General features: G+C 38.4%; 21 protein-coding genes. 18 read left to right on the top strand and 3 right to left on the bottom strand.

Features of this window, described 5'->3' with window-relative positions; genetic code table 11:
• Nucleotides 1-70 precede the first annotated feature (70 nt).
• The 6 genes from AOM43_RS10060 to AOM43_RS10035 all read left to right on the top strand — a co-directional run bounded on the left by AOM43_RS10060 (nt 71) and on the right by AOM43_RS10035 (nt 4,308).
• A complete protein-coding gene (locus tag AOM43_RS10060; RefSeq protein WP_013924436.1) occupies nt 71-835 on the top strand; it encodes a hypothetical protein in 765 nt (254 codons plus the stop codon).
• Between the two features lie 256 nt (nt 836-1,091).
• A complete protein-coding gene (locus AOM43_RS10055) occupies nt 1,092-1,784 on the top strand; it encodes a glutamine amidotransferase (RefSeq protein ID WP_006341171.1) in 693 nt (230 codons plus the stop codon).
• Between the two features lie 13 nt (nt 1,785-1,797).
• Complete coding sequence (locus AOM43_RS10050; RefSeq protein ID WP_006341172.1) at nt 1,798-2,229, top strand: 6-pyruvoyl trahydropterin synthase family protein; 432 nt, start codon at nt 1,798-1,800, stop codon at nt 2,227-2,229.
• A gap of 113 nt (nt 2,230-2,342) precedes the next feature.
• Nucleotides 2,343-3,719, top strand: a complete 1,377-nt coding sequence (locus AOM43_RS10045; RefSeq protein WP_059360099.1) for a hypothetical protein — start codon at nt 2,343-2,345, stop codon at nt 3,717-3,719.
• Nucleotides 3,716-3,964, top strand: a complete 249-nt coding sequence (locus AOM43_RS10040) for a CBU_0592 family membrane protein (RefSeq protein WP_013924438.1) — start codon at nt 3,716-3,718, stop codon at nt 3,962-3,964. The genes AOM43_RS10045 and AOM43_RS10040 overlap by 4 nt, the downstream gene beginning before the upstream one ends.
• Nucleotides 3,943-4,308: a 4a-hydroxytetrahydrobiopterin dehydratase gene (locus tag AOM43_RS10035; RefSeq protein ID WP_006341175.1), complete on the top strand. Its 366-nt coding sequence runs from the start codon at nt 3,943-3,945 to the stop codon at nt 4,306-4,308. Before AOM43_RS10040 ends, AOM43_RS10035 begins: the two co-directional genes overlap by 22 nt.
• Before the next feature lie 33 nt (nt 4,309-4,341).
• On the opposite strand, the gene AOM43_RS10030 is transcribed toward AOM43_RS10035, so the two are convergent.
• The gene (locus AOM43_RS10030) at nt 4,342-5,982 is read right to left on the bottom strand and encodes a hypothetical protein (protein WP_059360097.1); all 1,641 of its coding nucleotides are present in this window, start codon (nt 5,980-5,982) and stop codon (nt 4,342-4,344) included.
• Nucleotides 5,983-6,284: 302 nt separating this feature from the next.
• On the opposite strand from AOM43_RS10030, the gene AOM43_RS10020 reads away from it, so the two are divergent.
• From AOM43_RS10020 to AOM43_RS10010, 3 genes are read left to right on the top strand one after another with little or no spacing between them, the layout of a single operon-like run.
• Complete coding sequence (locus AOM43_RS10020) at nt 6,285-7,193, top strand: ABC transporter ATP-binding protein (protein ID WP_148265718.1); 909 nt, start codon at nt 6,285-6,287, stop codon at nt 7,191-7,193.
• A gap of 2 nt (nt 7,194-7,195) precedes the next feature.
• Nucleotides 7,196-7,984 (top strand): ABC transporter permease, encoded by a 789-nt coding sequence (locus AOM43_RS10015; RefSeq protein ID WP_059360093.1) that lies wholly within the window; start codon nt 7,196-7,198, stop codon nt 7,982-7,984.
• Complete coding sequence (locus AOM43_RS10010; protein WP_059360090.1) at nt 7,965-8,777, top strand: ABC transporter permease; 813 nt, start codon at nt 7,965-7,967, stop codon at nt 8,775-8,777. The genes AOM43_RS10015 and AOM43_RS10010 overlap by 20 nt, the downstream gene beginning before the upstream one ends.
• 24 nt (nt 8,778-8,801) lie before the next feature.
• Here AOM43_RS10010 and AOM43_RS10005 read toward each other — a convergent pair whose 3' ends face one another.
• On the bottom strand, nt 8,802-10,025 hold the full coding sequence (locus AOM43_RS10005; RefSeq protein WP_059360088.1) for an FAD-dependent oxidoreductase: 1,224 nt from the start codon (nt 10,023-10,025) through the stop codon (nt 8,802-8,804).
• An 85-nt stretch (nt 10,026-10,110) separates the two neighbouring features.
• Nucleotides 10,111-11,592: a hypothetical protein gene (locus AOM43_RS10000; RefSeq protein ID WP_059360085.1), complete on the bottom strand. Its 1,482-nt coding sequence runs from the start codon at nt 11,590-11,592 to the stop codon at nt 10,111-10,113.
• A 355-nt stretch (nt 11,593-11,947) separates the two neighbouring features.
• On the opposite strand from AOM43_RS10000, the gene sctD reads away from it, so the two are divergent.
• The 9 genes from sctD (at nt 11,948) to sctQ (ending at nt 20,968) form a co-directional block, all read left to right on the top strand.
• The gene (sctD, locus tag AOM43_RS09995; RefSeq protein ID WP_059360083.1) at nt 11,948-14,275 is read left to right on the top strand and encodes a type III secretion system inner membrane ring subunit SctD; all 2,328 of its coding nucleotides are present in this window, start codon (nt 11,948-11,950) and stop codon (nt 14,273-14,275) included.
• A gap of 130 nt (nt 14,276-14,405) precedes the next feature.
• Nucleotides 14,406-14,651: a DUF5398 domain-containing protein gene (locus AOM43_RS09990; RefSeq protein ID WP_006341188.1), complete on the top strand. Its 246-nt coding sequence runs from the start codon at nt 14,406-14,408 to the stop codon at nt 14,649-14,651.
• Between the two features lie 228 nt (nt 14,652-14,879).
• On the top strand, nt 14,880-15,155 hold the full coding sequence (locus AOM43_RS09985) for a DUF5407 domain-containing protein (protein ID WP_006341189.1): 276 nt from the start codon (nt 14,880-14,882) through the stop codon (nt 15,153-15,155).
• Between the two features lie 124 nt (nt 15,156-15,279).
• A complete protein-coding gene (locus AOM43_RS09980) occupies nt 15,280-15,747 on the top strand; it encodes a CdsG family type III secretion system protein (protein ID WP_006341190.1) in 468 nt (155 codons plus the stop codon).
• A 96-nt stretch (nt 15,748-15,843) separates the two neighbouring features.
• Nucleotides 15,844-16,512, top strand: coding sequence for a hypothetical protein (locus AOM43_RS09975; RefSeq protein WP_006341191.1), 669 nt, complete (start codon nt 15,844-15,846; stop codon nt 16,510-16,512).
• A gap of 109 nt (nt 16,513-16,621) precedes the next feature.
• Nucleotides 16,622-17,938 (top strand): flagellar protein export ATPase FliI, encoded by a 1,317-nt coding sequence (gene fliI, locus AOM43_RS09970; protein WP_006341192.1) that lies wholly within the window; start codon nt 16,622-16,624, stop codon nt 17,936-17,938.
• Nucleotides 17,939-17,957: 19 nt separating this feature from the next.
• Nucleotides 17,958-18,449 (top strand): hypothetical protein, encoded by a 492-nt coding sequence (locus AOM43_RS09965; protein ID WP_006341193.1) that lies wholly within the window; start codon nt 17,958-17,960, stop codon nt 18,447-18,449.
• 26 nt (nt 18,450-18,475) lie between these two features.
• Complete coding sequence (locus tag AOM43_RS09960; protein WP_006341194.1) at nt 18,476-19,480, top strand: hypothetical protein; 1,005 nt, start codon at nt 18,476-18,478, stop codon at nt 19,478-19,480.
• Nucleotides 19,481-19,579: 99 nt separating this feature from the next.
• The gene (sctQ, locus tag AOM43_RS09955; RefSeq protein ID WP_059360081.1) at nt 19,580-20,968 is read left to right on the top strand and encodes a type III secretion system cytoplasmic ring protein SctQ; all 1,389 of its coding nucleotides are present in this window, start codon (nt 19,580-19,582) and stop codon (nt 20,966-20,968) included.
• The last annotated feature ends 50 nt before the right edge of the window (nt 20,969-21,018 follow it).

Raw genomic sequence — 21,018 nt, 5'->3', positions numbered from 1 at the left:
GTAATTTCTTGCCAATAAAAAGCATTTTGAGTTTTATGTCCGCTATATACGACTAGAAAGGAATTTGATTATGCAATGCCCATCAGAGTGTTTATCAAGAACCCATTCGTTTATACATGAGGGAATAAATGACCTCTATACTTATATCAGACCGACACAGAATTCGACGGGTGAAATAGAATTAAAAATAGTCATTTTTAGTTCTAGAGCCTTTCAAGAGATGCTGCATATCCAAGCAACTAGACATTTTACAGCTGGCCATTATTATGGGGGAAGATGTTCCCTTCAAGCTGCAAGTATGTATAAACATTCTGTACCAGGAGTGAAAAAAATACAGGAAATTCTAACAACACATTATGCGCATCTTCGGGTAAAAAATGGTTTTCCAGAAGCTTTAATTCTAAGTCCAACTGATGCTGAGATGGTTGTTCAATATCGTGTTATTCATGTTGTTTGCTATAGAGACAGGAAAAGTTTTGAAAAAGAGAATGAGATAAAATTAGGCCAAATACCCATTTATGCTTTTGCCAAAGAGGAATATACGCGAAGATACATTGAGGCCGCGCATAGAATACAGGCAAGAGGATTTTCTTATGCTATCTTTAAGCAGACCATTCATCCCAGCTCCTTTTTAGATAAAATTAAAAAATTTTTAGAGGCAGACTTGGGAGATTACACGCAATACAAACCTAATGAAAGATATGATATCGAAAAAGGCTTACCTTCAACAGAAATTGAATGGAAAAGGATGTTGATAGGGTATTCAGAATCCGTTCATACAAAAATTGCTTCAGATCTTTCCTTGTCTTCTGAACCTGAAGCCGAGCTTCGATAAAGAAGCTCTTCAAGTCAAGTGCCCCCATTATTTAGATTACATTTTGGAAATTTGGTTCTCTCATGAAATTGTGAGCAGGTATTGCCTGTTCATCTATGATGAAATCGATTTGGGAGATCATCTCGAGTAAAAAGGTCGTTGAAAAGCATGTAAGAGAGTTAATAATTGATGATGAAAAAAGGGCATATTGAATAAGTCTTTTCTTTTTTTTAGCATTTTTATACGCTCAGCATATAACAGAACGAGAAAAATAAATTTGAAAACGTTAACGGTTATTCGTCACGTTGCTCATGAAAGATTAGGGTATTGGGAATCTATTTTTATGAGTAATGGATACAAAATTTCCTATAAAAGTGCCGGTGTAGATGACTTAAGACAATTAGACTTAAAATCAATTGATCTACTTTGCATTCTTGGCGGGCCTTTAAATGCTTATCAGGATAAAGAACATCCTTTCCTTTTAGATGAAGTGACATTGCTTAAACAACGCTTTGATTTAGGTCTTCCAACACTCGGAATTTGTTTGGGAAGCCAGTTAATGGCAAGAGCTCTTGGAGAACGTGTGTACCCTGCTGATACGTTAGAAATTGGCTGGTCGCCATTAATTCTTTCCGAAAAAGGAAAACAGTCATGCGTCAAATATTTAGGGGGGCTCTATACCTCAATGTTCCACTGGCATCATGATACGTTTGATCTACCATCAGGAGCTGAACTTTTAGCTTCGACGGAACTTTGTAAGAACCAAATTTTTGCCATTGGTCATTCCATTCTTGCCTTTCAGTGTCACCCAGAAGTCACTAGATGGTGTTTAGAGAAATGGATGCAGCAAGGAGTTCTTATGCTACAAGGCCAGTCTTTGAAGAAATTCCAGCAAGATACAGTCCAATTTTCTTATGATTTGAAAAACCAATCTCAAAAATGCATTTGTGATTGGTTAAATTCTCTATAACAAGGAATTCAAGATGAATACAGTCAAATGTACGCGGAAAATTCATTTTTGCGCAGGTCACCGTGTGATGAATCATGAAAATAAGTGCGCAACAGCTCATGGTCATAATTATTATGTGCATCTCACAGCGGAAGCTCCACAATTGGATTCACTTGGACGTGTCATCGACTTTTCGGTTTTAAAAGAAAAGGTCGGTGGATGGATCGACGAACATTGGGACCACACATTTTTAGTTTGTGAACATGACAAAGAGCTCATCCAAGCTTTGCGTTCCTTACCAAGAAAAAAAGAGCCGTTTATTTGTCCTTTTAATCCGACAGCCGAAGAAATCGCTATTTATTTATTACGTGAAGTTTCACCTAAGGTGCTTGCGGGTAGCAATGTGATGATTACCAAGGTTGTTGTTCATGAGACTGACAATTGCTATGCGGAGGTTAGTTTATAGAACGTTGTGTTTTGACCATGCATTAACCTTCGTAATGGATCTGAGAGAGATTCTTTCAGATTTTGTTTGCAGAATTTTGAGTCTTAGCTGAAAATTATCGAGGTAAAACTTTAATGGTTGCAAATTGGAATCGAGTGATTGGGGATATTTCTCCCGAAGATTTTCATCAAAATGGAGCGTTCTTTGCCTTCATTCAGCATTTAAAAAGCATGAACTTTGATGAGCTTATTGCTTTAGAACTTCATCAAGTGGGGCATTTTCTTAAGATTTGGGAACAGCAATTGAATGAAGAAAATACCTGTAGTCATATTTATGGGGACTTGCTGCCCATCGATTTAGGAGAATTATTTCTTCAAACTCCTAAACTTAGTGGGGTTCTTTACTTGTCCCATAATCATGTGATTTCCGAAGCTTTTTTTCAGGAAAATCCGCAAAATTTACAACACTTAACAGATCGAGTCATTCATCCGATCATTCAAAAACAGCTGCCTGAGTGGAAAGACTTAACCTTTTCTTTTCCACGTCGGTATAGGTTTTCTGGCTTTTATAACAGTTGGGGATTTATCCGTGTTGAAAGAAAAGATGTGCAAGGCAATGGCTGCGGTATCATTTTGAGCATCACAACTCTTGATGCAGAAGTGATGACCATGATGAAAAAGCAGCATTTTGAACACTTGGGAGATTTATATAATCAGGCGTGGGATGGAGCTATTCATGATTATGTTCATCATATTGCGCTTTATACGAATCCTTCATTTGGAATAGGCAAAGTTTCTCCCATGTCTTTAGTGAATGAACATAGTGTGATTGATAAATGGGGGGCAGATATGTTGGATACCTTTAACTATGAATATTGGGCTCATCGTACTCATCGCCTTATTACAGGAAATATGATGGGAGAAGGGGACAAACAACAGCTGATTTCTAAGGCAAAGAAATATTTCACCGAGGTTTATGCATTTCTTCAAATTTTGCTTAAAGAAAATTCCCCCTCATATGTACAGCGCGTCAGCAATTATCTTGTGAATATCTATTTATGGCCTCTTCACATTATCATCCATCCTTTTGACTTAAAATTTGAAGAATTGACCGAAGAAATCAATCGGCTACAAGTCGATTATGATACCAATATTCCTGAAGAAATTGATAAAATGCTGCAAATTATAAAGCAACAGGCTATTCCTCCTAACGAACCCAGAAGCGTTGCATTAAATGAAACGATTAAGAAGCTTCAATTACGTGAAAAAATGCAAACGTCTCGAGATTCGATTACATGGTATGATGTGATGCGATTAAATACAGATAGCCTTGTTCAACGAGGGATGTATGAAGGCTGGTTTCACAATCATGATATCTTCTATCAAAATCAACCGATTTCACCTAATAAGGCAGCCTTGCATATGCTCACAGCTTTGAAGCAAACATTTTCGTCATTTGAGAAAAAAAGTCACTCTATTCAGTCATATTGTTTAAAGGGAATTGTTCCATGATAGATTTCGCCGACGTTATTGGCATGCTAGGGGTTGGATGTGTGCTTGGAGCTTATTTTCTTTTACAAGCATCCCTTGTCAAAGTGACAGATTCTTACTATTCGGCCATTAATGCTGTAGGAGCACTTCTGATTCTTTATTCACTTTTTTTTCACTGGAATACTTCATCTGTTGTTATAGAAATTTTTTGGTTTGGGATTAGCATTTACGGGGAAATATTAAGATGGATTCGCAAAAAGGTATAAAGGATTTAGCTCAGAACGATCTCAGTGAGAGGGCTGTTGTTTTCCAACCTCTTTCCAAAGATCAAATCAATCATCTTATTTTAGAGCTTGGGCCCAATTGGTCGATTGATACAACTTTCACTCACATTGAAAGACAGCTTTCTTTTTCTAATTATATGGAGGGTGTTGATTTAGTGAATTGGTTAGCTCGACAGGCTGAAGAACATAACCACCATCCTGATATCTATTTAGGATATAAAAAGATGACTCTGCTCTTAACGACGCACAATATCTCTGCTCTAAGTTTAGCTGATTTTATATTGGCAGCAAAAATTGAAAAGTACCTCTCAGAGCATTTTAATTAATTTTTAGGGGAAAGCTACACCCTAAACTTTTATTCAATTTTTTTGAATAATCAGTGTGTGATCAATGGCATTATAAATTTCCGAAAGTTCTTCAATCCCGTTTAATAAAGGGGTTGCAATTTCTAAGATCTCCTCGTCAGAAAGGGCGGAATTTGAAGCAGTCCTGTATAATTTTTTATAGCTATGGTGCACAAAATCAAAGGTTGTTTGGTAATGGGCTTGTTGTTCATAGAGCTTTGGATATGTTTTTTTATAAGTTCTCCTTCCTTCCAAAGAATTTAATGCCCAGTTTATATAAATCAATTTATTTTTAAAGTTCCTGAGTAAATCCCGAATGGATCTTTTGCCAATATCTTGGATTTTTTGTTCAATCAGACGCTTTTCTTCAATCCTCCCTTTTTTAAATGCAATGATCTCTTCTTCAAATTTAATTTCTTCAAGCAGAGAGGCCTTTTTTATAGGATCAAGAAAATTGTTTGGAAGGATGACTTCGTTGCCAACCAAAGAATTCCATAAATTCACGCCGATAGCACCCAGTGCTCCGCTGACGTCGAAGACATTGCTGTCTTTTACCGTGCAAGCAGGAGGCATTTCTCTTTTTTTTGTATCTATAGTTTTCTTTAGAGCATGTACCTGATTTCTTATCGTATCGGCACTTTGGATGATGGAAAAGATTTTATCGCTCTCATTTTCAGGAAAAAGGTTTCTTAGACCACCTAGAACTAGTAAAGTTGCCGACATGCTTGAGCAATTCCTGGCGGTGAATTTATTGCAATGCGTACTATCACAAGCTCCCGCTTTCCATTCTAAGTTCGCTAAAACTTTATACGCTTCATCAATAGCTGCTGCATCCAAGCTATATAAAACAAACTTGTGATCTGGTGGACGCCCTTCTTCTCGGAGGTCTTCGAAATAGCTATGGCGCTGGCTTGACACGCCTTTTTTGATACTATATTTTTGCGATTCTCCCCTAGCCGGCCAAAAACTAGCATAGGTTGTGGGTGTTTTAATGGCAACATGCCCTACACTGCCTATTTGTAGGCCATAGTTATGTGGATTCCAAATGAAAACAGCCACCGGTGTTATTTTTGAGGGAATAATGGGCTGTATGTCTTGGCGCTGTGAGATACTTTCAAAGTACATGGAGTTTTTCTGAACTTTATTTAGAGTTGCTATCCGTACCGCCTTTAAAATGTTAGCGAGGGTTTTTGCACTCTTGCTGGATTCTATTACTTTGCATTTTTCACTCAATTTAATGGGGGCGGATTGATCTCGAGAGGACTGAATATTTGCGATGAGTTTTTTGATTTCAGAAACTTTTCTAGATTCACTTATCGTTTTAGGATGCTTGTCATAAATCGTGATGACCTTTTCAAGCATTGCATGAAAGGTTAAAGTGGGTGATGTTTCATCACTGATATCAATCGCGTTTTTCAAGATGTTTCGTAATGTGTGTGCTTTTTGTAATCCATCTAAATAGGCAACGCAGCATTTACATAAATCGATGAGTTTTTTGCTGGAACCTGATTGCAAATCTGAGTGTGCATTTTTTATGCATTCTACCTGCTTTTTAACTTTTTCTAAGACTTGCTTAGAAGCTATTTTTTCGCTACCTGAATGAATTCCCAAGCTATAATGATTTAATTTTCGATCCAAATGTTCAAGATAAAGCATTTACAGCCCTTAGTTTAAATTTGAATGATATAGAACCATACTTCGAAGAATATAGTCAATTTTTATATTGACATTAAGAAGATTCTAATCCTATTTTTTCTGCTGTTTAGCAACTTTTTTGGCAAAGCATATTTTTTTGGCATGGCTTTTTTAATGAGTTACAATCTAAAAAAATTGTTGAGAAAATCAAATCGATTGAACAGTCTATTTACGCTAAAGGTTTATGCTGGATGGAAGATGAAAAAAAATATTGATGTAGAAAATTTAAACCATTTTTACCAATCCTATAAAAAAAAGAAGGGATTTTTAACTCCGTAAAAGATTTTTTTATTCGTGAAAAAATAAAGAAACAGGCGCTGAATAATATTTCATTTTCAATAGCTGAAGGTGAAGTCATAGGGCTATTAGGGCCAAATGGTGCGGGTAAAACCACATTACTAAAAATTTTGTCCGGATTAATTCATCCATCTTCGGGAACCGTTTCAGTGTTGTCGAAAATACCCTATCAAAAAGATAGAAATTATCTTTTGCAAATAGGGGTTGTAATGGGTCAGAAGAGCCAACTTCTATGGGATATTCCAGCTATAGATACGCTCAACATCATTTCTGAAATCTATCAGATTCGAAAAGAAGAATTTAAAAAACGTTTAAAACAGTTTATAGAGATGTTGTCCATCCATGAATTGTTAGACACTCCCGTCCGACATTTATCATTAGGGGAGCGAATGAAATTTGAACTCATTGCTTCTCTTATTCATCAACCCAAAGTACTTTTTTTAGATGAACCTACGATTGGTTTAGATTTGGTTAGTCAACGCGTTATAAGAGATTTTTTGCATTGGATCAATCAGGCATTTAAGACAACGATTATTATAACCAGTCACTATATGAAGGATATAGAGGTTCTTGCTCAAAGGGTTATGGTCATCAAGAAGGGTTCTATTTGCTATGATGGCTCCATCCAATCTTTAAAAAATCATTGTTGTCGGCATTCTCATAAGATCTATTTTTCAACTGAAAATAACGACAGTTTTCAACTTTCACAACCAATCGAAAGGGTTTCTGCGCAACAATTTTCACTCTCCTGCTCTCCTGAGGACCTGCAAAAAAATCTCTCTGAAATTATTGAGAAGGTGCCGATAACTCAGCTGAAAACAGAAGAAATGTCTTTTGAAGAGGCTATTTTTACACTTTTTAATGAAAAGGATTGATCATGTCCTTTCAAGCCTATTTTTTAATATTTAAAGCCCACTTATCAAAAGATATGTCCTACCGGTTTAATTTTTTGTTTGCGTATGTTCTACGTATTACGCAGCTTTTACTTTCTCTCACCGTCTGGTCGATCATTTTTGAGAATAAGAGCGAAATTAATGGATATAATTGGACTGACATAGCTTCTTATTTTGCCTTAATTTCAGTGACATCTCTGTTGTTTTATCCAAACCATATGTTTGAAATGCAGCCGCTTATTCGTAAAGGGATTCTAAGTTCATTTTTAGTGAAGCCCATTAACTTTGAAATACATGTTTTGGCCAAGTATTTATCTTCTAAAATACCGCCTTTGATCATTATGTCTCTTTTTGTAGCTGTAGTGTTTAATTTTTTAGATATACCAATCGATATTTATATTAATTTTTTTACGTCGAGTGTTTTGGTCAGCTGCTTGCTACTGACATTTTGCTTTGGATTATGTGTTAGCCAATTTGCTTTTTGGTTAGTTGAAATGTGGCCTTTGAAACGTCTGTTTCAAGGATGTATGCTATTATTCGGCGGCGTTATTGCTCCTTTAGACCTTCTGCCACCTAATTTGGCTTTAGTCGCTTCCTATACGCCGTTTCCCTATTTTGGATATTTTAGCGTAAAGATGCTTCAGGGTGGGTTTACAAATGATGAACTAGTTCGTCATGTGTGTATAATTTTGGTCTGGACTTTGATGTTATTTTTGTCTTTTAAGATTTTGTGGAAAAAAGGATTAAAAAAATATGAAGCCGTCAATTCATAAAAGTTTGTTTCGCAGTCTTAGAATCTGGAAGCTATATTTTATCATTAGCTTTAAGTATTTTGCTGCGTATAAACTTTCATCTATTTTGACGATTTTGTTTTCGCTGATTTTTTTGGTTGGGGAGATTCTTTCAGTCGATGTTTATTACAACTTTGAAGATGTTATTAATACCTGGGATAAAAATTCTTTTTACATTCTTCTCGGGACTTTCAATTTAATGGTATGTTTGTATACATTTCTTTTTGAAATCGCTCACGACGAATTTGTCCTTAAAATCAAGTATGGGGATCTTGACTTTGATTTAGTCAAACCTATGGATTCACAAATGTTGTCCTCTATTCAAAGAGTCGATTATCCGAGCTTATTCAATCTTCCCATTCCGATTTGGCTTGTTTACCTTGGAGTGCAGGGATTAAGCCTGAATGTGACCATCATAGTATTTACGATGTATATTGCAATGATATTGGTCGGGGTATTTTTGATTTACCTGACACACCAATGTGCTGTTGCATGTGCATTTTGGTTTACAGATTCAAGTAATATAACAACTCTGTCCAGTCAAATGGTTCAATTGGGGTCAAGGCCAATGCAGGTATATCCTAAAGCCATTCAATTTGGATTTAGTTATGTCATTCCATTTCTTTTATGTACAAATTTATCGGTCGACATTTTGAAGCAAGAGTTTCAAATGAAAAATTTGATGATCTTGCTTTTCGGGACGTGCATATTTTTTTTCCTGGTCAGGGTTCAATGGAATCTGGGCTTAAAAAGATATGCAAGCGCAAGTTCATGAACAAAATAAGGATTCAAGGAAAACTTAATGTTTAGGGATTATTCGTCTGAAAGCGCACCTGATTTTCCAAAAGAGCTTGGCAAAGAGATTGGCTGTTTTGATGATGCCGACCTTTATTTTTACTCCGATTTTTTCCTGTGAAAATGTTTTTTTTGCTTCACGTTGATATTGCATAAATTCATCAGGGATCGAGCCTGTTTCTGGATGTTCTTTCTCAAAAAATTTGGCAACTGCCTGCGCGCACAATCCTGCTTCTTTCAAGCCTTTATTAAATCCTCTTCCCAGGATCATTCCAGAATTCGCATCTCCAACTAAAAGAAATATTTTCCCATTGTGGTTTTTTACACTTTCTTTACTTCGGTAGGTGGCGAGTTCAATTGTTGAAACTTTTGCATCTGTGTAATCTGAATGGGTTTTCAAATTTTTTAAAAAGTTTCTGTAAACGCGATACACTTTTTTATCTGTCTTTGATTTTTCTTGAATTTCTTCTAAAGACCATGGATGACGGAATGTGCCTTTTGTATTCTCTGTTCCACTTGGTTTAAGTGCCTCGTATGTCTTTTTATCGACAACAACGTTTAAAGTGACTGGCTTTTGAGTTCCTTTATTGGCTTTACTCATCAATTCGAAATCAACAAAACCGCCTAGGGGCATTGCAGAGGCATCGAAAAAATTTCGTGGTTTAGCATCTCCTACAGTTTGATACTTGAGTTGGACGACGTATTGGCGAGTCTTTTTTTCTGCTAATTTGTTTCCCATGACTTTTTTTCTGACGACACTATGGGCCCCATCGGCTCCGATGACAACTTTTGCATTTCGTAGGATTTGGAGTATTTTTTGATCGCTTTCAGGGGACGAAGTGTCATCTAAGAGTCTTTGAAGATGATTTTCTGTCAGTTCATAAGCTTCTTTTCTTTTAACTTTGATTCCCTGTCCTTTGGCGATTTCTTTTAAATCAGCTTCTATCTTGTCTGTGGGGACAAAATGTTTTTTCCACTCTTTAAATTTAGCTTTTAATTGCTGGATATCTACTTGGGAGCTGTTTTCTTTGTTTCTGGAACGGTGGAGGATATGAGAAATTTTTGCGATTGAATCGTTATAGATTTTAAGGCCATGTGTGCGTGTCGCTGTGGGACGTTTATCCAATACACATATCTTCAATTTCTTATTCATTGCCTTTAGAGCACATGCTGTTGAGATTCCTATGGGGCCGGCACCAATAATCACGACATCATAATCAACTTTCATATGTATGACCTTTATTAAAAAACAAAAACAATAATAAAAATTATAGTTTTAAAATGGCTAAAAGTCAATGAAATTTAAAGTTTGATTAATTTCCTAAATGATATTCTTTAATTGATAGTTTTTTCAGTTCTTCTATTCTTTTTAACCATTTATTTTTTAAATGTTTGGTGTTTTTATCAAATTTATAACTTTCAATGATTGCATTTAAATATTCCCAGTAACCCATATGATTGAAATTTTCATGTTGTGCTAATAGCTTAAAAAATGTTGTGTGTTGATCAACTCTTTCTAAGATTAACGTTTTGTCTTTTAAGCATGTTTGTAAAAAGACTTCATGCAATTCTTTCACCATCTCGACCAGCGCATGTCGTTTTATGCGATGGGCATCATTGACAGGTAATCTATAGGTGTCGAGAACGAGGTCTCTTTTTAAAACATATAAGGGCAATTTTACATCGATTTTTAGATTTTCATAGATCGCATTGTTAATGGCGTTTTTTGCTAATGAGATGGGATCAATAAGATTCTCATATTGATCCTGCTCGATTTCAGAGGCTCTTTTAAGTGGATCTGAAAAATGGTTAGGGAGAACCTTGCCTGTGAATATGTACTTGATTTTGATGTCTATCATCTTTTTTTGCGCAGCTTCTAATATTTTTTGAATCTCACTAGCATCAGGCAGGGGCGAAAAGACGTTGTCAAAAATATTTCTAAATCCTCCTAAAATAAGGAGTGCGGCAATCGCGCTTGAACAATTTTTTTCAGTTGCCTCTTTCCAATTCAACTGTTTCAGAATGTTAAATCCTTGAAGGATTAAATCGGTGTTTAAACTGTATAAGGTGATTTTTTGATCTGCTGTCCGGTTTAGGTCTTTTAAATCATTAAAATACAAATGGCAATTGCTTGGATTGTCAGATCGGACGCGATGTTTTGACAAAAAGCTGATATACTGTCTTGATGTTTTTAGAGCAATGTGGCCAATATTGCCTTTAGCTTTCCAAATATAGACTGTAATGGGGCTGAGCATGGATATTCTAAGAGAATTTAAACGTTCTCTTTGCTTTTGAGTGGATTGGCAGGCTAGGAGGGTATTCGTTAAAACCGCTTTTAAAGTTGGGGGTGTTTTTTCTCTAGCGGATAGATCCGCACATATTTTTTTCAGGTCCTCCACTTTGTTTTCATCCGATCCGATCATTTGAATGTCTTGCAATAGACGGGTCACGATTTTTTTTGTGCTAAGCTTTGTAAACGGAGTTGCGCTGTACCATTCTAACATGAACTTTAGGGCTACATGAAATTGCAGATTCTCCAGCTTGACACAATGCTTAATCTTGCGCTGTAACCGATTTTTTAAGCTGTAGGATGTTTTGGTTGATTCAAAAAAAATGATCGCATATTTACACACATCAACTAAATCCTGGTTGGGATGTCTACGTCCCATGTAGCTTACAGGTGGATGGCACTCCAGTTGAATTCTCTCAATAATGGCGTTGGTGGCGGGATGAGCTTCTTCATGTTCGCTCTTCACATAATACCAGAGTTGCGTGGCTAAGGTTGTTGGTAACATGACAAACTCCTTTTTTGAAAAGATTTTGTCGATTTAATTTTTTATGTACAAGTTCTAAAAACTGACGAGAGAGCCTTCTTTCTCTAGCTAAATCAAAATCCATTGTTTAATGAATAAATTTAGGCAGAATATTAAATGGTTGTTAGCTTGAAATTTGAGTATAAACAGCACATCTTTTCCTTGTAATATAGCCATTTAAAAAGGGGCTTATGCTATAATTAGTTTCGTGTGAACAAATATATTTTTTAATGGCCCCTATGAAGATTGGCACGAAAATTGTATCTTTTTATTAAGAAATGATACATGCTTCTATGGTCTAATGTGATTTAAAACGGACTTAAAGGGTACTAAACCTATGTCGGCAAAGTTGATTGCAGAAGATGGATTGCTTAAAGGGCTAGCCCTTTCCCTGAATATGGGTGATCAATGGGTGATTGGGCGTGACCCAGATGAGTGCCAGCTTTTGGTGGAAGATCCAGAGGCTTCGCGTAAGCATGCTATTTGCCGCAAAACTCCAGAAGGCATTACCCTGGAGAATCTTAGCACCACAAATCCCGTACAAGTTAATAATCAAGAAATTAAGGCTCCTTATCTTTTGCATGAGGGAGACAGCATTAAAATTGGAAGTGGCACTTTTCGCTTTCACGTTGGAACGGATGCTGATACTCCGGAGTCTAATTCGGTTGATGTTCCAGATGTGACTCAACACGTTAAAGAGCTCAAAGAAGATTTGTTAGATGAAGAGCCGGAAGAAGAGGACGCCGCCGAGCCCGTATCATCTGAGCATCAGGAACCAAGTGAACCTCCTATTTCGCAAGAGGCTAAGCCCGATCAAAGTGCTGTAACTCCTCAGTCAGCTCAAGATCTTGTCGCTGAAGATGGCGCACCTCTAGAATCGCAGCCAGAACAAGTTGAACAGCCTGACGAATTACCTGCTGCAGCACACTCAGAATCATCAGAGGAACAGGCAGCAACGCCAAAAGAGGAATCACCAGAGCAATCGGATCAGGAGCCACAGGCTGAGCAAAAAGTAGAAGAGCCTGAAGCTGCCGAAAGCGAGCATCAAGAAGAACCGGTTGCATCAGCTGAAAAAGAAGAGACAAAACCATTAGAATCTTCAGAAAAAGAAGAACATAAAGAAGAACCAGTAGAAACACCTATGAGTATTCCAAGCGAAGTAGTAACCCCAAGTCATGAAGAAAAAAGTTTGCCTGAGCAGTCTGTAGATGATGAGCCTGAAACTTTTACAGCAGAAGATACCCTTTTTGATGAAGATGAAGGGGGCTCGCTTGCCGAGATTAATTTTGGTTTGGAAGAATCTGGCCGCTGGATGCTCAAAGTCATTGGAGGTCCTAACAACGGGGCAGAATTCTCTCTTCAACCTTCCAGTAGTTATGTAATTGGAACAGATCCTAATGCATGCGATGTTGTCTTTCATGATACAAGTGTTTCTCGAACGCATGCTAAAATTACGATTGATGATCAAGATAATCTTTTTATAGAAGATCTTAAAAGTCGCAATGGAACGCTCGTTGATGGAGAGCCTCTTAAAGAAAGAAGACCTCTTGAGACAAATGTGGTTGTTACGATGGGAACAACGTCGTTCATCATTTTTGACAGAGAAGGGGAAATGCATACCATTATCTCTCCTTTGCTGCCTTCTATAGTGAAAGTTCTGCAAAGAGAAGAAGAAAAGCCCGCACCTCAACCAGATGTCGTTTCTGAAGAATCTACTGTTGCTGAAGTTCCTCCTGCTCCAGAGCTAAAAAAATCAGATAAATCCGCACATGCTTTAAGCGCTTTTATTTTAATTGCCATTATTACAGGTCTTTTTGCATTGGTTGGCATGGGAATTGCAACTCTATTTCAAAGTAAGCCTGTTGAAAGGCAAGAAGTCGCAGATTCCGATAAAAAGATTGAGGAAGCATTATCCATGTTCCCAAGTGTCAAGCATTCCTATAATACGTCAACTGGCAGATTGCTTCTTGTTGGACATGTTTTGACAGGGGTTGATCGGAACCAACTTTTATATAATCTACAGGGGTTGCCCTTCATTAAAAGTTTAGATGATTCTGGCATTGTAATTGATGAATATGTATGGAAAGAAATTAACCAGGTGTTAACACGCAATCCTCTTTGGAAAGGTGTGACTGTACATGCACCGACAGCTGGTCACTTTGTTTTATCGGGTTATTTGGAAACGCGTAAGCAAGCCGAGCAATTGTCGGATTACCTGAGCTCTAACTTTCCCTATTTGGACCTCTTAGAGAAAAAAGTGATTGTGGAAGAGGATGTGGTTTCAAATGTGACATTCCAATTGCAAAGCCATGGAATGCGAGATGTTAAAGTAGCGATGCATGAAGGGCAGCTCACTTTGACTGGGAATGTGGATCCTAAAAATTTGAAGAATTACGATGTGTTAGTCGATGGTTTTATGAAAATTCCTGGAATTCGGTCCGTGCAAAACTTGGTTGCAGAAAGAGCCCCTGCGAGTGCGATTGAAAACATCACAAGCCAATACCGAGTAAGTGGGTTTTCTAGCCAAGGCAATACCATCAGTGTGGTTATTAATGGCCGTATTCTCCAAACGAACGACGTTTTGGATGGAATGACCATTAAAGAGATTAGATCGCATATGATTATTCTTGAAAAAGATGGGAAAAAATACCGAATTGATTTCTAGGGCTAATGAGAGAAAGGGTTGTTGTAAACGAAAAACTTTAACTCCCTTGCAAAATTAACCCTTTTATGCTACAATAATAATAGAAAGTTGTGTAGTTTTACTACTTGCATCCTATCAAGTTGAGGTTTTCATGTTTGGACTTGAAAAACAAAAAAAAGATCAAAAGCCCGAAGAATTCATGTTCGAAATCGAAAAAGATCTAGCGGATCCTGTGAAAATGCGGGCATTAAAACAAAAAATTGAACTCCGTATTCAAAAAATCAAAGAGATTTTGAGAGGAGGAGAGAATAAAGAAGAGTTTGATCAATATGGCGCTCTTCTTCATGGATATACATCCATGCTAAAAGTGATCTCGCGAAGTAAAACAAAAAAATAAGTGTAAGTGTTCAATAGGGGAGTCCATTGAGATCAATTTTTGTCGTTTATTAAATAACGCCTAAATGATTAAATGGATACCCTATTGAACACTTACAATAAAAGATTTAAGGATGAAGCGATTCAGAAACGGGGAGGCCGAAAGGTCGACTTAAGGAAATGGAATTTCCAGTATGAATCACTGGCAAACTTATTCTCCAGTAGTAATTAATTAATCTAGGAGGATACTATGACAAGCCCAGATCGTTTTGGCGGAACCGGCTCAGTTAACATTCAGTCAGGGTTTAGTGTAAAAAGGCTATTTGAAGTTGTTAACGATGCGACTGTTAGCGCGAAAGCCAAACTGCTTGAAATTAAAAATAGACGTAGCGCGATTAGTATCGGCGATATGTTCGAAATGCAAATGTTAATGAACCACTTATCTCAACTATCAGAGATGTCTACAGCGGTTATCAGTGCAGCGAACTCAGCGATTACTAGAATGGCTCAAGGTATTAAAGGTTAATCGGCGTAGACGACTACGGTTTATGACGAAGCAGCGATCGTTAGCTGAAAAGCTATATGGTCGCTGCTTAAAACTGGTTAATGGATGGAATTGACTCAACCATGCAAAAGAGGATGCCCAGCGGATGGATACGGATAAGAAGAAGCTTTATAACTTTCTAGATGACTTCCCTTTGCTAATCGAGGCTGGTTTTCTAGCTGTTAAGCAATTGGACGAAATCAGCGCAACACGCATTTTCCATGCTGCAGAAGCGATGAGCCCCGGGCATACAGCCCCCCAGATTGGGCTAGGCTATATTGCATTGAATAAACTAGAAGTAAAAGAAGCCACTCGCATTTTTGAAACTGTGATTCAACAAGAACCTGAAAATCATTTAGCGCAAACTTTTTTAGGGATTTGTTTTCTACTGACAAAGCCAAAGAGAAAAAAAGGCGAAAAGATGATTCGCGAAGCTGTTGATAAAACAAATGACGCAACGATTAAAAATTTAGGTGAAATTTCTCTCGAATGGGCAGAAAAAGACCTTAATAAGAAAAAATCTCCTTTCTTCCCTGATCGAGAGGCGGAAAAAGAAGAGTCTAGTTCATCATAACCTGGATGAATAGTGAGTCGGAATTTCCAGCCGAATTTCAAAAAATAACCAGGCGTGCATGATCGTTAACTCTCTCATTAATAAGGAAGTTAAATCATGGCTATAGAAAAAATAGAAAAAGTATCAAAAATAAGCAAAGCTCTCCAAGCGCAAGAGCCTATCGAAAAAATCCCCGATAAGGATCGTTTCGATGCTTTAATGCAGCAACAAACTGCAGTAGAGTCGACTCAAACGCAAGAAACGGCCAATGCGAGCCGTGAACAACATTCATTAATTGATGCTGTTGGAGATGCCAGCCGTGCCAATGTAAATGTAAATAAATATCCATCTGCGGATCAATTGGTGGCGCAAACACAGACTGTTGTAAAACAAATTGATTCTATTCGAAATACTCTCGCGACTTCCGATCTTGAGCTCAACGGTTCTGTTCGCAATCTCTTGCGCAACAAGCTGTCTCATGTTGATGATAACTTGAAGGTGGCTTTGCAAAAAGCGGGTGTCGAGTATACTCCGCCAGAAGTCGCACCTGTAAAAACAAATCCGATTGAACACTTTTTGGGATTGCTAACCCATTCTCAATTTCAATTGGAGCACCTGGCCAATGATGTGCAGATTATGCATGCTAACCGTGCGGAAATTAATCCCGCTAACATGCTACTTATCCAGATCAAGGTAGGGTTCATCCAACAAGAGATGGAGTTTTTTACGAGCGTTCTGACTAAATCACTCGATTCAACAAAAACGATTATGAACGTTCAAATTTAAGCTGGCCGTCGAGAGCTTATAATGCATAACCTAAAGCAAGGAGCGAAGGCTCTTTTTTGCCATGAGTTTGTATTTTTAGCTGGGCTCTTTTCAGGGAAGGGAAGTCACAATGTCTTTAGATGATGAATTCGATAAATTAATTGGTGAATTGGATGACGTACAGCTAACAACTGTTAACGGAAGAATCACAGAAACAGTTGGGATGTTGATTAAGGCCATCGTTCCTCAAGTCAAAATTGGGGAAGTCTGTCTTGTGAAAAGAGAAGGGGAACCCCTTTTAACAGAAGTTGTGGGTTTTACCCGAGAAGAAGTTTTTCTTTCCCCTTTAGGAGAGATGACAGGCATTGGGCCCTCTTCTGAAGTGATTCCGACTCGCCTCCCTCTCCACATTAAAGTTGGTCCGCAATTACTTGGACGTGTTTTAAATGGTTTAGGTGAGCCGCTTGATGTGGCCACAAAAGGACCTCTAGAATTAAATGAAGTTTATCCTGTTATTCAAGCTCCCCCCGATCCTTTGAAAAGAAAGCGTATTGTAGAGCCTATTTCTGTAGGAATTCGGGCAATAGATGGTGTGTTAACCACAGGTTTAGGGCAGCGCGTCGGCATTTTTGCGGCAGCCGGTGGAGGTAAGTCTACCACGCTTGGGATGATCGCGCGTAATGCGATGGCAGATGTTAACGTGATTAGCCTGATTGGTGAACGGGGGCGTGAGCTTCGTGACTTTATTGAAAAAGACTTAGGACCTGAAGGTCTTAAACGTTCTGTTTTGGTGGTGTCAACTTCTGACCAAGCCTCTCAGCTGCGTTTAAATGCGGCTTATGTAGGCACTGCGATTGCCGAATATTTTCGCGATCAAGGAAAATCCGTCATTTTGATGATGGACTCCGTGACACGTTTTGCGCGAGCCCTGCGTGAAGTGGGGCTGGCAGCTGGGGAACCTCCTGCGCGTGCTGGTTACACACCCTCTGTCTTCTCTACTTTGCCAAAGCTCTTGGAAAGAACAGGAAATTCAGATGTTGGATCCATTACTGCATTTTACACCATTCTGGTAGCAGGGGATGACATGAATGAACCTGTGGCCGACGAAGTTCGCTCTATTCTCGATGGACATATCATTCTCTCTAGTGAGCTTGCGCGCCAGTACCATTATCCTGCGATTGACGTTCTTTCTTCTGCTAGCCGGGTCATGCCTTCGATTGTGCCTAAAGAGCATTTACAGCTAGTCGGAAAATTGAAAGAAGTTTTGGCAAACTATAAAAAGAACGAACTTTTGATTAAAATTGGGGAATATAAACGGGGCGCCGATAAGGCAGGGGACTTTGCCATTGATCACATTGATAAGGTGAATAAATTCCTTAAGCAAGGGGTTGATGAAAAATGTTCCTACCAAGAAACCATGCAACTATTGCGCAGCATGTTTAAATAAGCGATGAGGTTGCAAATTTATGGCTAAAGTGGTCTATCCTTTACAGCAAGTTTTGCAAGTCAAGCAGAGGCGTGTTGAAGATGCTGAGAGGGTTGTTGCTGATAAAAAATTGGCCCTTGAGAGAGAGAAGGAAACGTTAGCCAAACGGGAAGCCGAACGAGATAAGGTCCTTGAGCATTTGAAAGCTAAGATGGATCAAATGCGTTATGAAATGGATCATGGGACCACGAGTCCTAAGATTTTACAAATGAAGGTGTACATTAAAATTGTACAAGAGCGTTTGAAGGTTGAAGAAAAAAAAGTTGCGGATCAAAAAGAACAGGTCACTGTCGCTGAAAAAAATCTTGAAATTGCCAAAGAAGAGCTGAAACGCAAGCGTCAAGAGGTGGATAAACTGATGACGCATCGCAAAGACTGGTTGCAAGAGCTGAAGAAAGAAGAAGAGATTATCGAAGGTCGTGAACAGGACGAACTGGGATCGGTGATGTATATGATCCACCAAAGAAAATAATATTTTGTTAATAATGGAGTGTCAGTATGGGTCCAAATTTATCTGTAACTAGCGATGATGCAGATCGATATCGCAGTGAAGGCCCTGATCGTAAATTACTCAAAGATACTTTCAAAGTTGTTCACAAGGATGACGCTAAGGAAGATTCTCAAAAGAAACGCAAGAATGTCGCGGATAAAGGGAAATTCACGAAAGCGCTCGATGCTGCAAACTTAAAGGCAGAGCAAGAAGAAGAAGCTCAAAGTAAACCTTTATCCCCTTCCCTTTTTGATTTGGCGAGAGGTCGTAAGGGAGCAGGAGACAAGGGTATTGAAGATAAGGGCGCAAAAGAACAAGCTGTGCAAAATCAAGGCGAAGAAGAATTTGAGCAGTCTCGCAGTCAGATCGCTCAAAGACCCTACTTTGTCCCACATGCTGAGAAGAAACCTGAAGTCAAAATGGAGGATGTCTCCATTAATCAGAATGACACAGAAGATTTTGGAGCGGGCGTTGATTCGAAGAAAAAGAACGGTCAAAACCCTGTTCAGGAATTGCCTAATCAACCGTTAGTCAATCCGATGGTTGTCAAAACTGAGCTGGTTTCGATCTATACCCCCACACCCCCTATTGTTCAGCCTGTGAATATGATTGATCGGATCAAAGAAATAGTTGACCAAATAGGGCAAATCGATCTATACAGCATAAAAGAAGGTGGCAAAACGGAAACTGCCATCACATTGAACGGCATTAATAAAATGTTCGATGGAGCGAGAGTTGTTGTCTCAAGCTATGATACAGCAAGAAATGAATTTAATATTACTTTTGAAAACCTCACGCAACAAGCGAAAAATTTGCTGGATCTCCCTAAAAACCAAGAAGCTTTAATGCAGACTTTGGCACAAAGAGGGGAATGGATTGTGCACCAAGTGACAACGACTACAATTATGGAAAACCGTCCATATCTCGATGATACTCAACTTGCTAAAGATGATCATCAGCGGGATGAAGATGAATCACAAGGACAGGGCAGGCAGAAAAGACAAAAAGGATAATAAGGATCTATTTGAATTAATTGCCATTTCGTTATAATCCTTCGCACCAGACGTTCAATTGAATGCAAATGAGAACCCATTTCAAAAAAGATTTTCATAATGACTGCTACTGTTCCCTATTCATGGCTAAAAAACCTGTCTCCTGAATTTGTTCGAAAGGATGAGGTCCCTTTATTTGGCTACCCTCCGGCTTTTCCTTGGGAAGCGTTTGCGCAGCAATTTGCAGAAACATTTCAATTAAAAGAGGCGGCTTTTATCCCCTCTTTGCCAGAATGGAAAAATGAAAAAAATCTCTTTTCTGATTTTGGTGAACCATACGTTATTCGAGAATTTAGAATTTCCTCGATTGAAGGTCCCGTTTGGTGGGTCATGTCCCAACAAGATCTTCTTTTTTTAATGGGATTTTTATTGAAAAATCAAACGCATCCCGAATTTGAGGCGGATCATGATTTTTTAAATGCATTTGTTCAGTTTTTGAGCCTTGAATTGATTCACGCTTTTAAAAGTGTGGAGTTCGATCATTCTCTCTCCATTCAAATTAAAGATCCTGCTTCTCAGCCAGAAGGCAATTCCCTATGTGTAGATGTGACAGCGAAAGTGTCTCCAGAGCATTCTGTTAAAGGTCGGCTCATTTTATCTGATCAGTTTTACAAAGAGTGGAAAGCGCATTATGCACAAGCCAATGAAAATGCGATGTATCAGACACCTAATGCGGATTATTTGGAAGTGGTGGTGCATCTAGAAGCGGGTAAAACGACTCTAAAAGCCGGGGAATGGAAAAAATTAGCTTTAGGCGATTTGCTTATCTTGGATTCCTGCTCTTTGAAGCCTGGCGAAGACGCCGGCAGGGTCCTTTTAACTATTAATGGAAAACCCTTTTTCCGAGGAAAATTAAAACAAGGGAACCTAAAAATTCTAGAGTATCCCCTTTATCACGAGGTAACTGAACCCATGGCAAAAAATCATTCAGAATACGATGAAGATGAAGAGTATGATGAGCATGAAGAATCTGAATTCGAGGAAACGGAAGAAGATGAAACTGACTATGAAGATGAAGACGAGGATGAAGATTACACAGATGATGAAGACGAAGAATATACAGAAGATGAATCTGCTTTAGACCATGATGAAGAGACAGAAATTGAAGATCATGAGCACGAAGAGCATGAGCATGAAGAATCTGAAGTGGAAGAATCAACAGAGCATGAGGCTGAAGAAGAAAGTCATGTAGAGGCTGAAAAAGCTTCCACTGCAAGTAAGCAAACTGCACCTTCAATTGACGATATTCCTTTAGTAATAACGGCAGAGGTAGGGCGCATACAAATGACAGTCAAAAAATTGGTCGAGCTTCAGCCTGGAAATCTTTTAGAGTTAAATGTTCACCCTGAAGATGGAATAGACCTTGTTGTAAATGGCAAGCGCGTGGCACGCGGAGAATTGCTTTCCATTGGCGATGCTTTAGGGGTTCGCGTACTAGAAATTGGTTGATTGGTTGAATGTCTTCAAAGTAATGTCTAAGATTTCCTTTAAAGTGTTTA

It is taken from the genome of Parachlamydia acanthamoebae, assembly GCF_000875975.1.
GTDB lineage: Bacteria > Chlamydiota > Chlamydiia > Chlamydiales > Parachlamydiaceae > Parachlamydia > Parachlamydia acanthamoebae.
The sequence above is the reverse complement of the archived record's forward strand: the minus strand, read 5'-3'. Positions and strand labels throughout refer to the sequence as shown.

What these genes read in the sequence shown, in the direction of transcription:
- AOM43_RS10060 (WP_013924436.1), top strand. Translation starts at nt 71, where the DNA reads ATGCAATGCCCATCAGAGTGTTTATCAAGAACCCATTCGTTTATACAT.
- AOM43_RS10050 (WP_006341172.1), top strand. Translation starts at nt 1,798, where the DNA reads ATGAATACAGTCAAATGTACGCGGAAAATTCATTTTTGCGCAGGTCAC.
- AOM43_RS10045 (WP_059360099.1), top strand. Translation starts at nt 2,343, where the DNA reads ATGGTTGCAAATTGGAATCGAGTGATTGGGGATATTTCTCCCGAAGAT.
- AOM43_RS10040 (WP_013924438.1), top strand. Translation starts at nt 3,716, where the DNA reads ATGATAGATTTCGCCGACGTTATTGGCATGCTAGGGGTTGGATGTGTG.
- AOM43_RS10035 (WP_006341175.1), top strand. Translation starts at nt 3,943, where the DNA reads ATGGATTCGCAAAAAGGTATAAAGGATTTAGCTCAGAACGATCTCAGT.
- AOM43_RS10030 (WP_059360097.1), bottom strand. Translation starts at nt 5,982, where the DNA reads ATGCTTTATCTTGAACATTTGGATCGAAAATTAAATCATTATAGCTTG.
- AOM43_RS10015 (WP_059360093.1), top strand. Translation starts at nt 7,196, where the DNA reads ATGTCCTTTCAAGCCTATTTTTTAATATTTAAAGCCCACTTATCAAAA.
- AOM43_RS10010 (WP_059360090.1), top strand. Translation starts at nt 7,965, where the DNA reads ATGAAGCCGTCAATTCATAAAAGTTTGTTTCGCAGTCTTAGAATCTGG.
- AOM43_RS10005 (WP_059360088.1), bottom strand. Translation starts at nt 10,025, where the DNA reads ATGAAAGTTGATTATGATGTCGTGATTATTGGTGCCGGCCCCATAGGA.
- AOM43_RS10000 (WP_059360085.1), bottom strand. Translation starts at nt 11,592, where the DNA reads ATGTTACCAACAACCTTAGCCACGCAACTCTGGTATTATGTGAAGAGC.
- sctD (WP_059360083.1), top strand. Translation starts at nt 11,948, where the DNA reads ATGTCGGCAAAGTTGATTGCAGAAGATGGATTGCTTAAAGGGCTAGCC.
- AOM43_RS09990 (WP_006341188.1), top strand. Translation starts at nt 14,406, where the DNA reads ATGTTTGGACTTGAAAAACAAAAAAAAGATCAAAAGCCCGAAGAATTC.
- AOM43_RS09985 (WP_006341189.1), top strand. Translation starts at nt 14,880, where the DNA reads ATGACAAGCCCAGATCGTTTTGGCGGAACCGGCTCAGTTAACATTCAG.
- AOM43_RS09980 (WP_006341190.1), top strand. Translation starts at nt 15,280, where the DNA reads ATGGATACGGATAAGAAGAAGCTTTATAACTTTCTAGATGACTTCCCT.
- AOM43_RS09975 (WP_006341191.1), top strand. Translation starts at nt 15,844, where the DNA reads ATGGCTATAGAAAAAATAGAAAAAGTATCAAAAATAAGCAAAGCTCTC.
- fliI (WP_006341192.1), top strand. Translation starts at nt 16,622, where the DNA reads ATGTCTTTAGATGATGAATTCGATAAATTAATTGGTGAATTGGATGAC.
- AOM43_RS09965 (WP_006341193.1), top strand. Translation starts at nt 17,958, where the DNA reads ATGGCTAAAGTGGTCTATCCTTTACAGCAAGTTTTGCAAGTCAAGCAG.
- AOM43_RS09960 (WP_006341194.1), top strand. Translation starts at nt 18,476, where the DNA reads ATGGGTCCAAATTTATCTGTAACTAGCGATGATGCAGATCGATATCGC.
- sctQ (WP_059360081.1), top strand. Translation starts at nt 19,580, where the DNA reads ATGACTGCTACTGTTCCCTATTCATGGCTAAAAAACCTGTCTCCTGAA.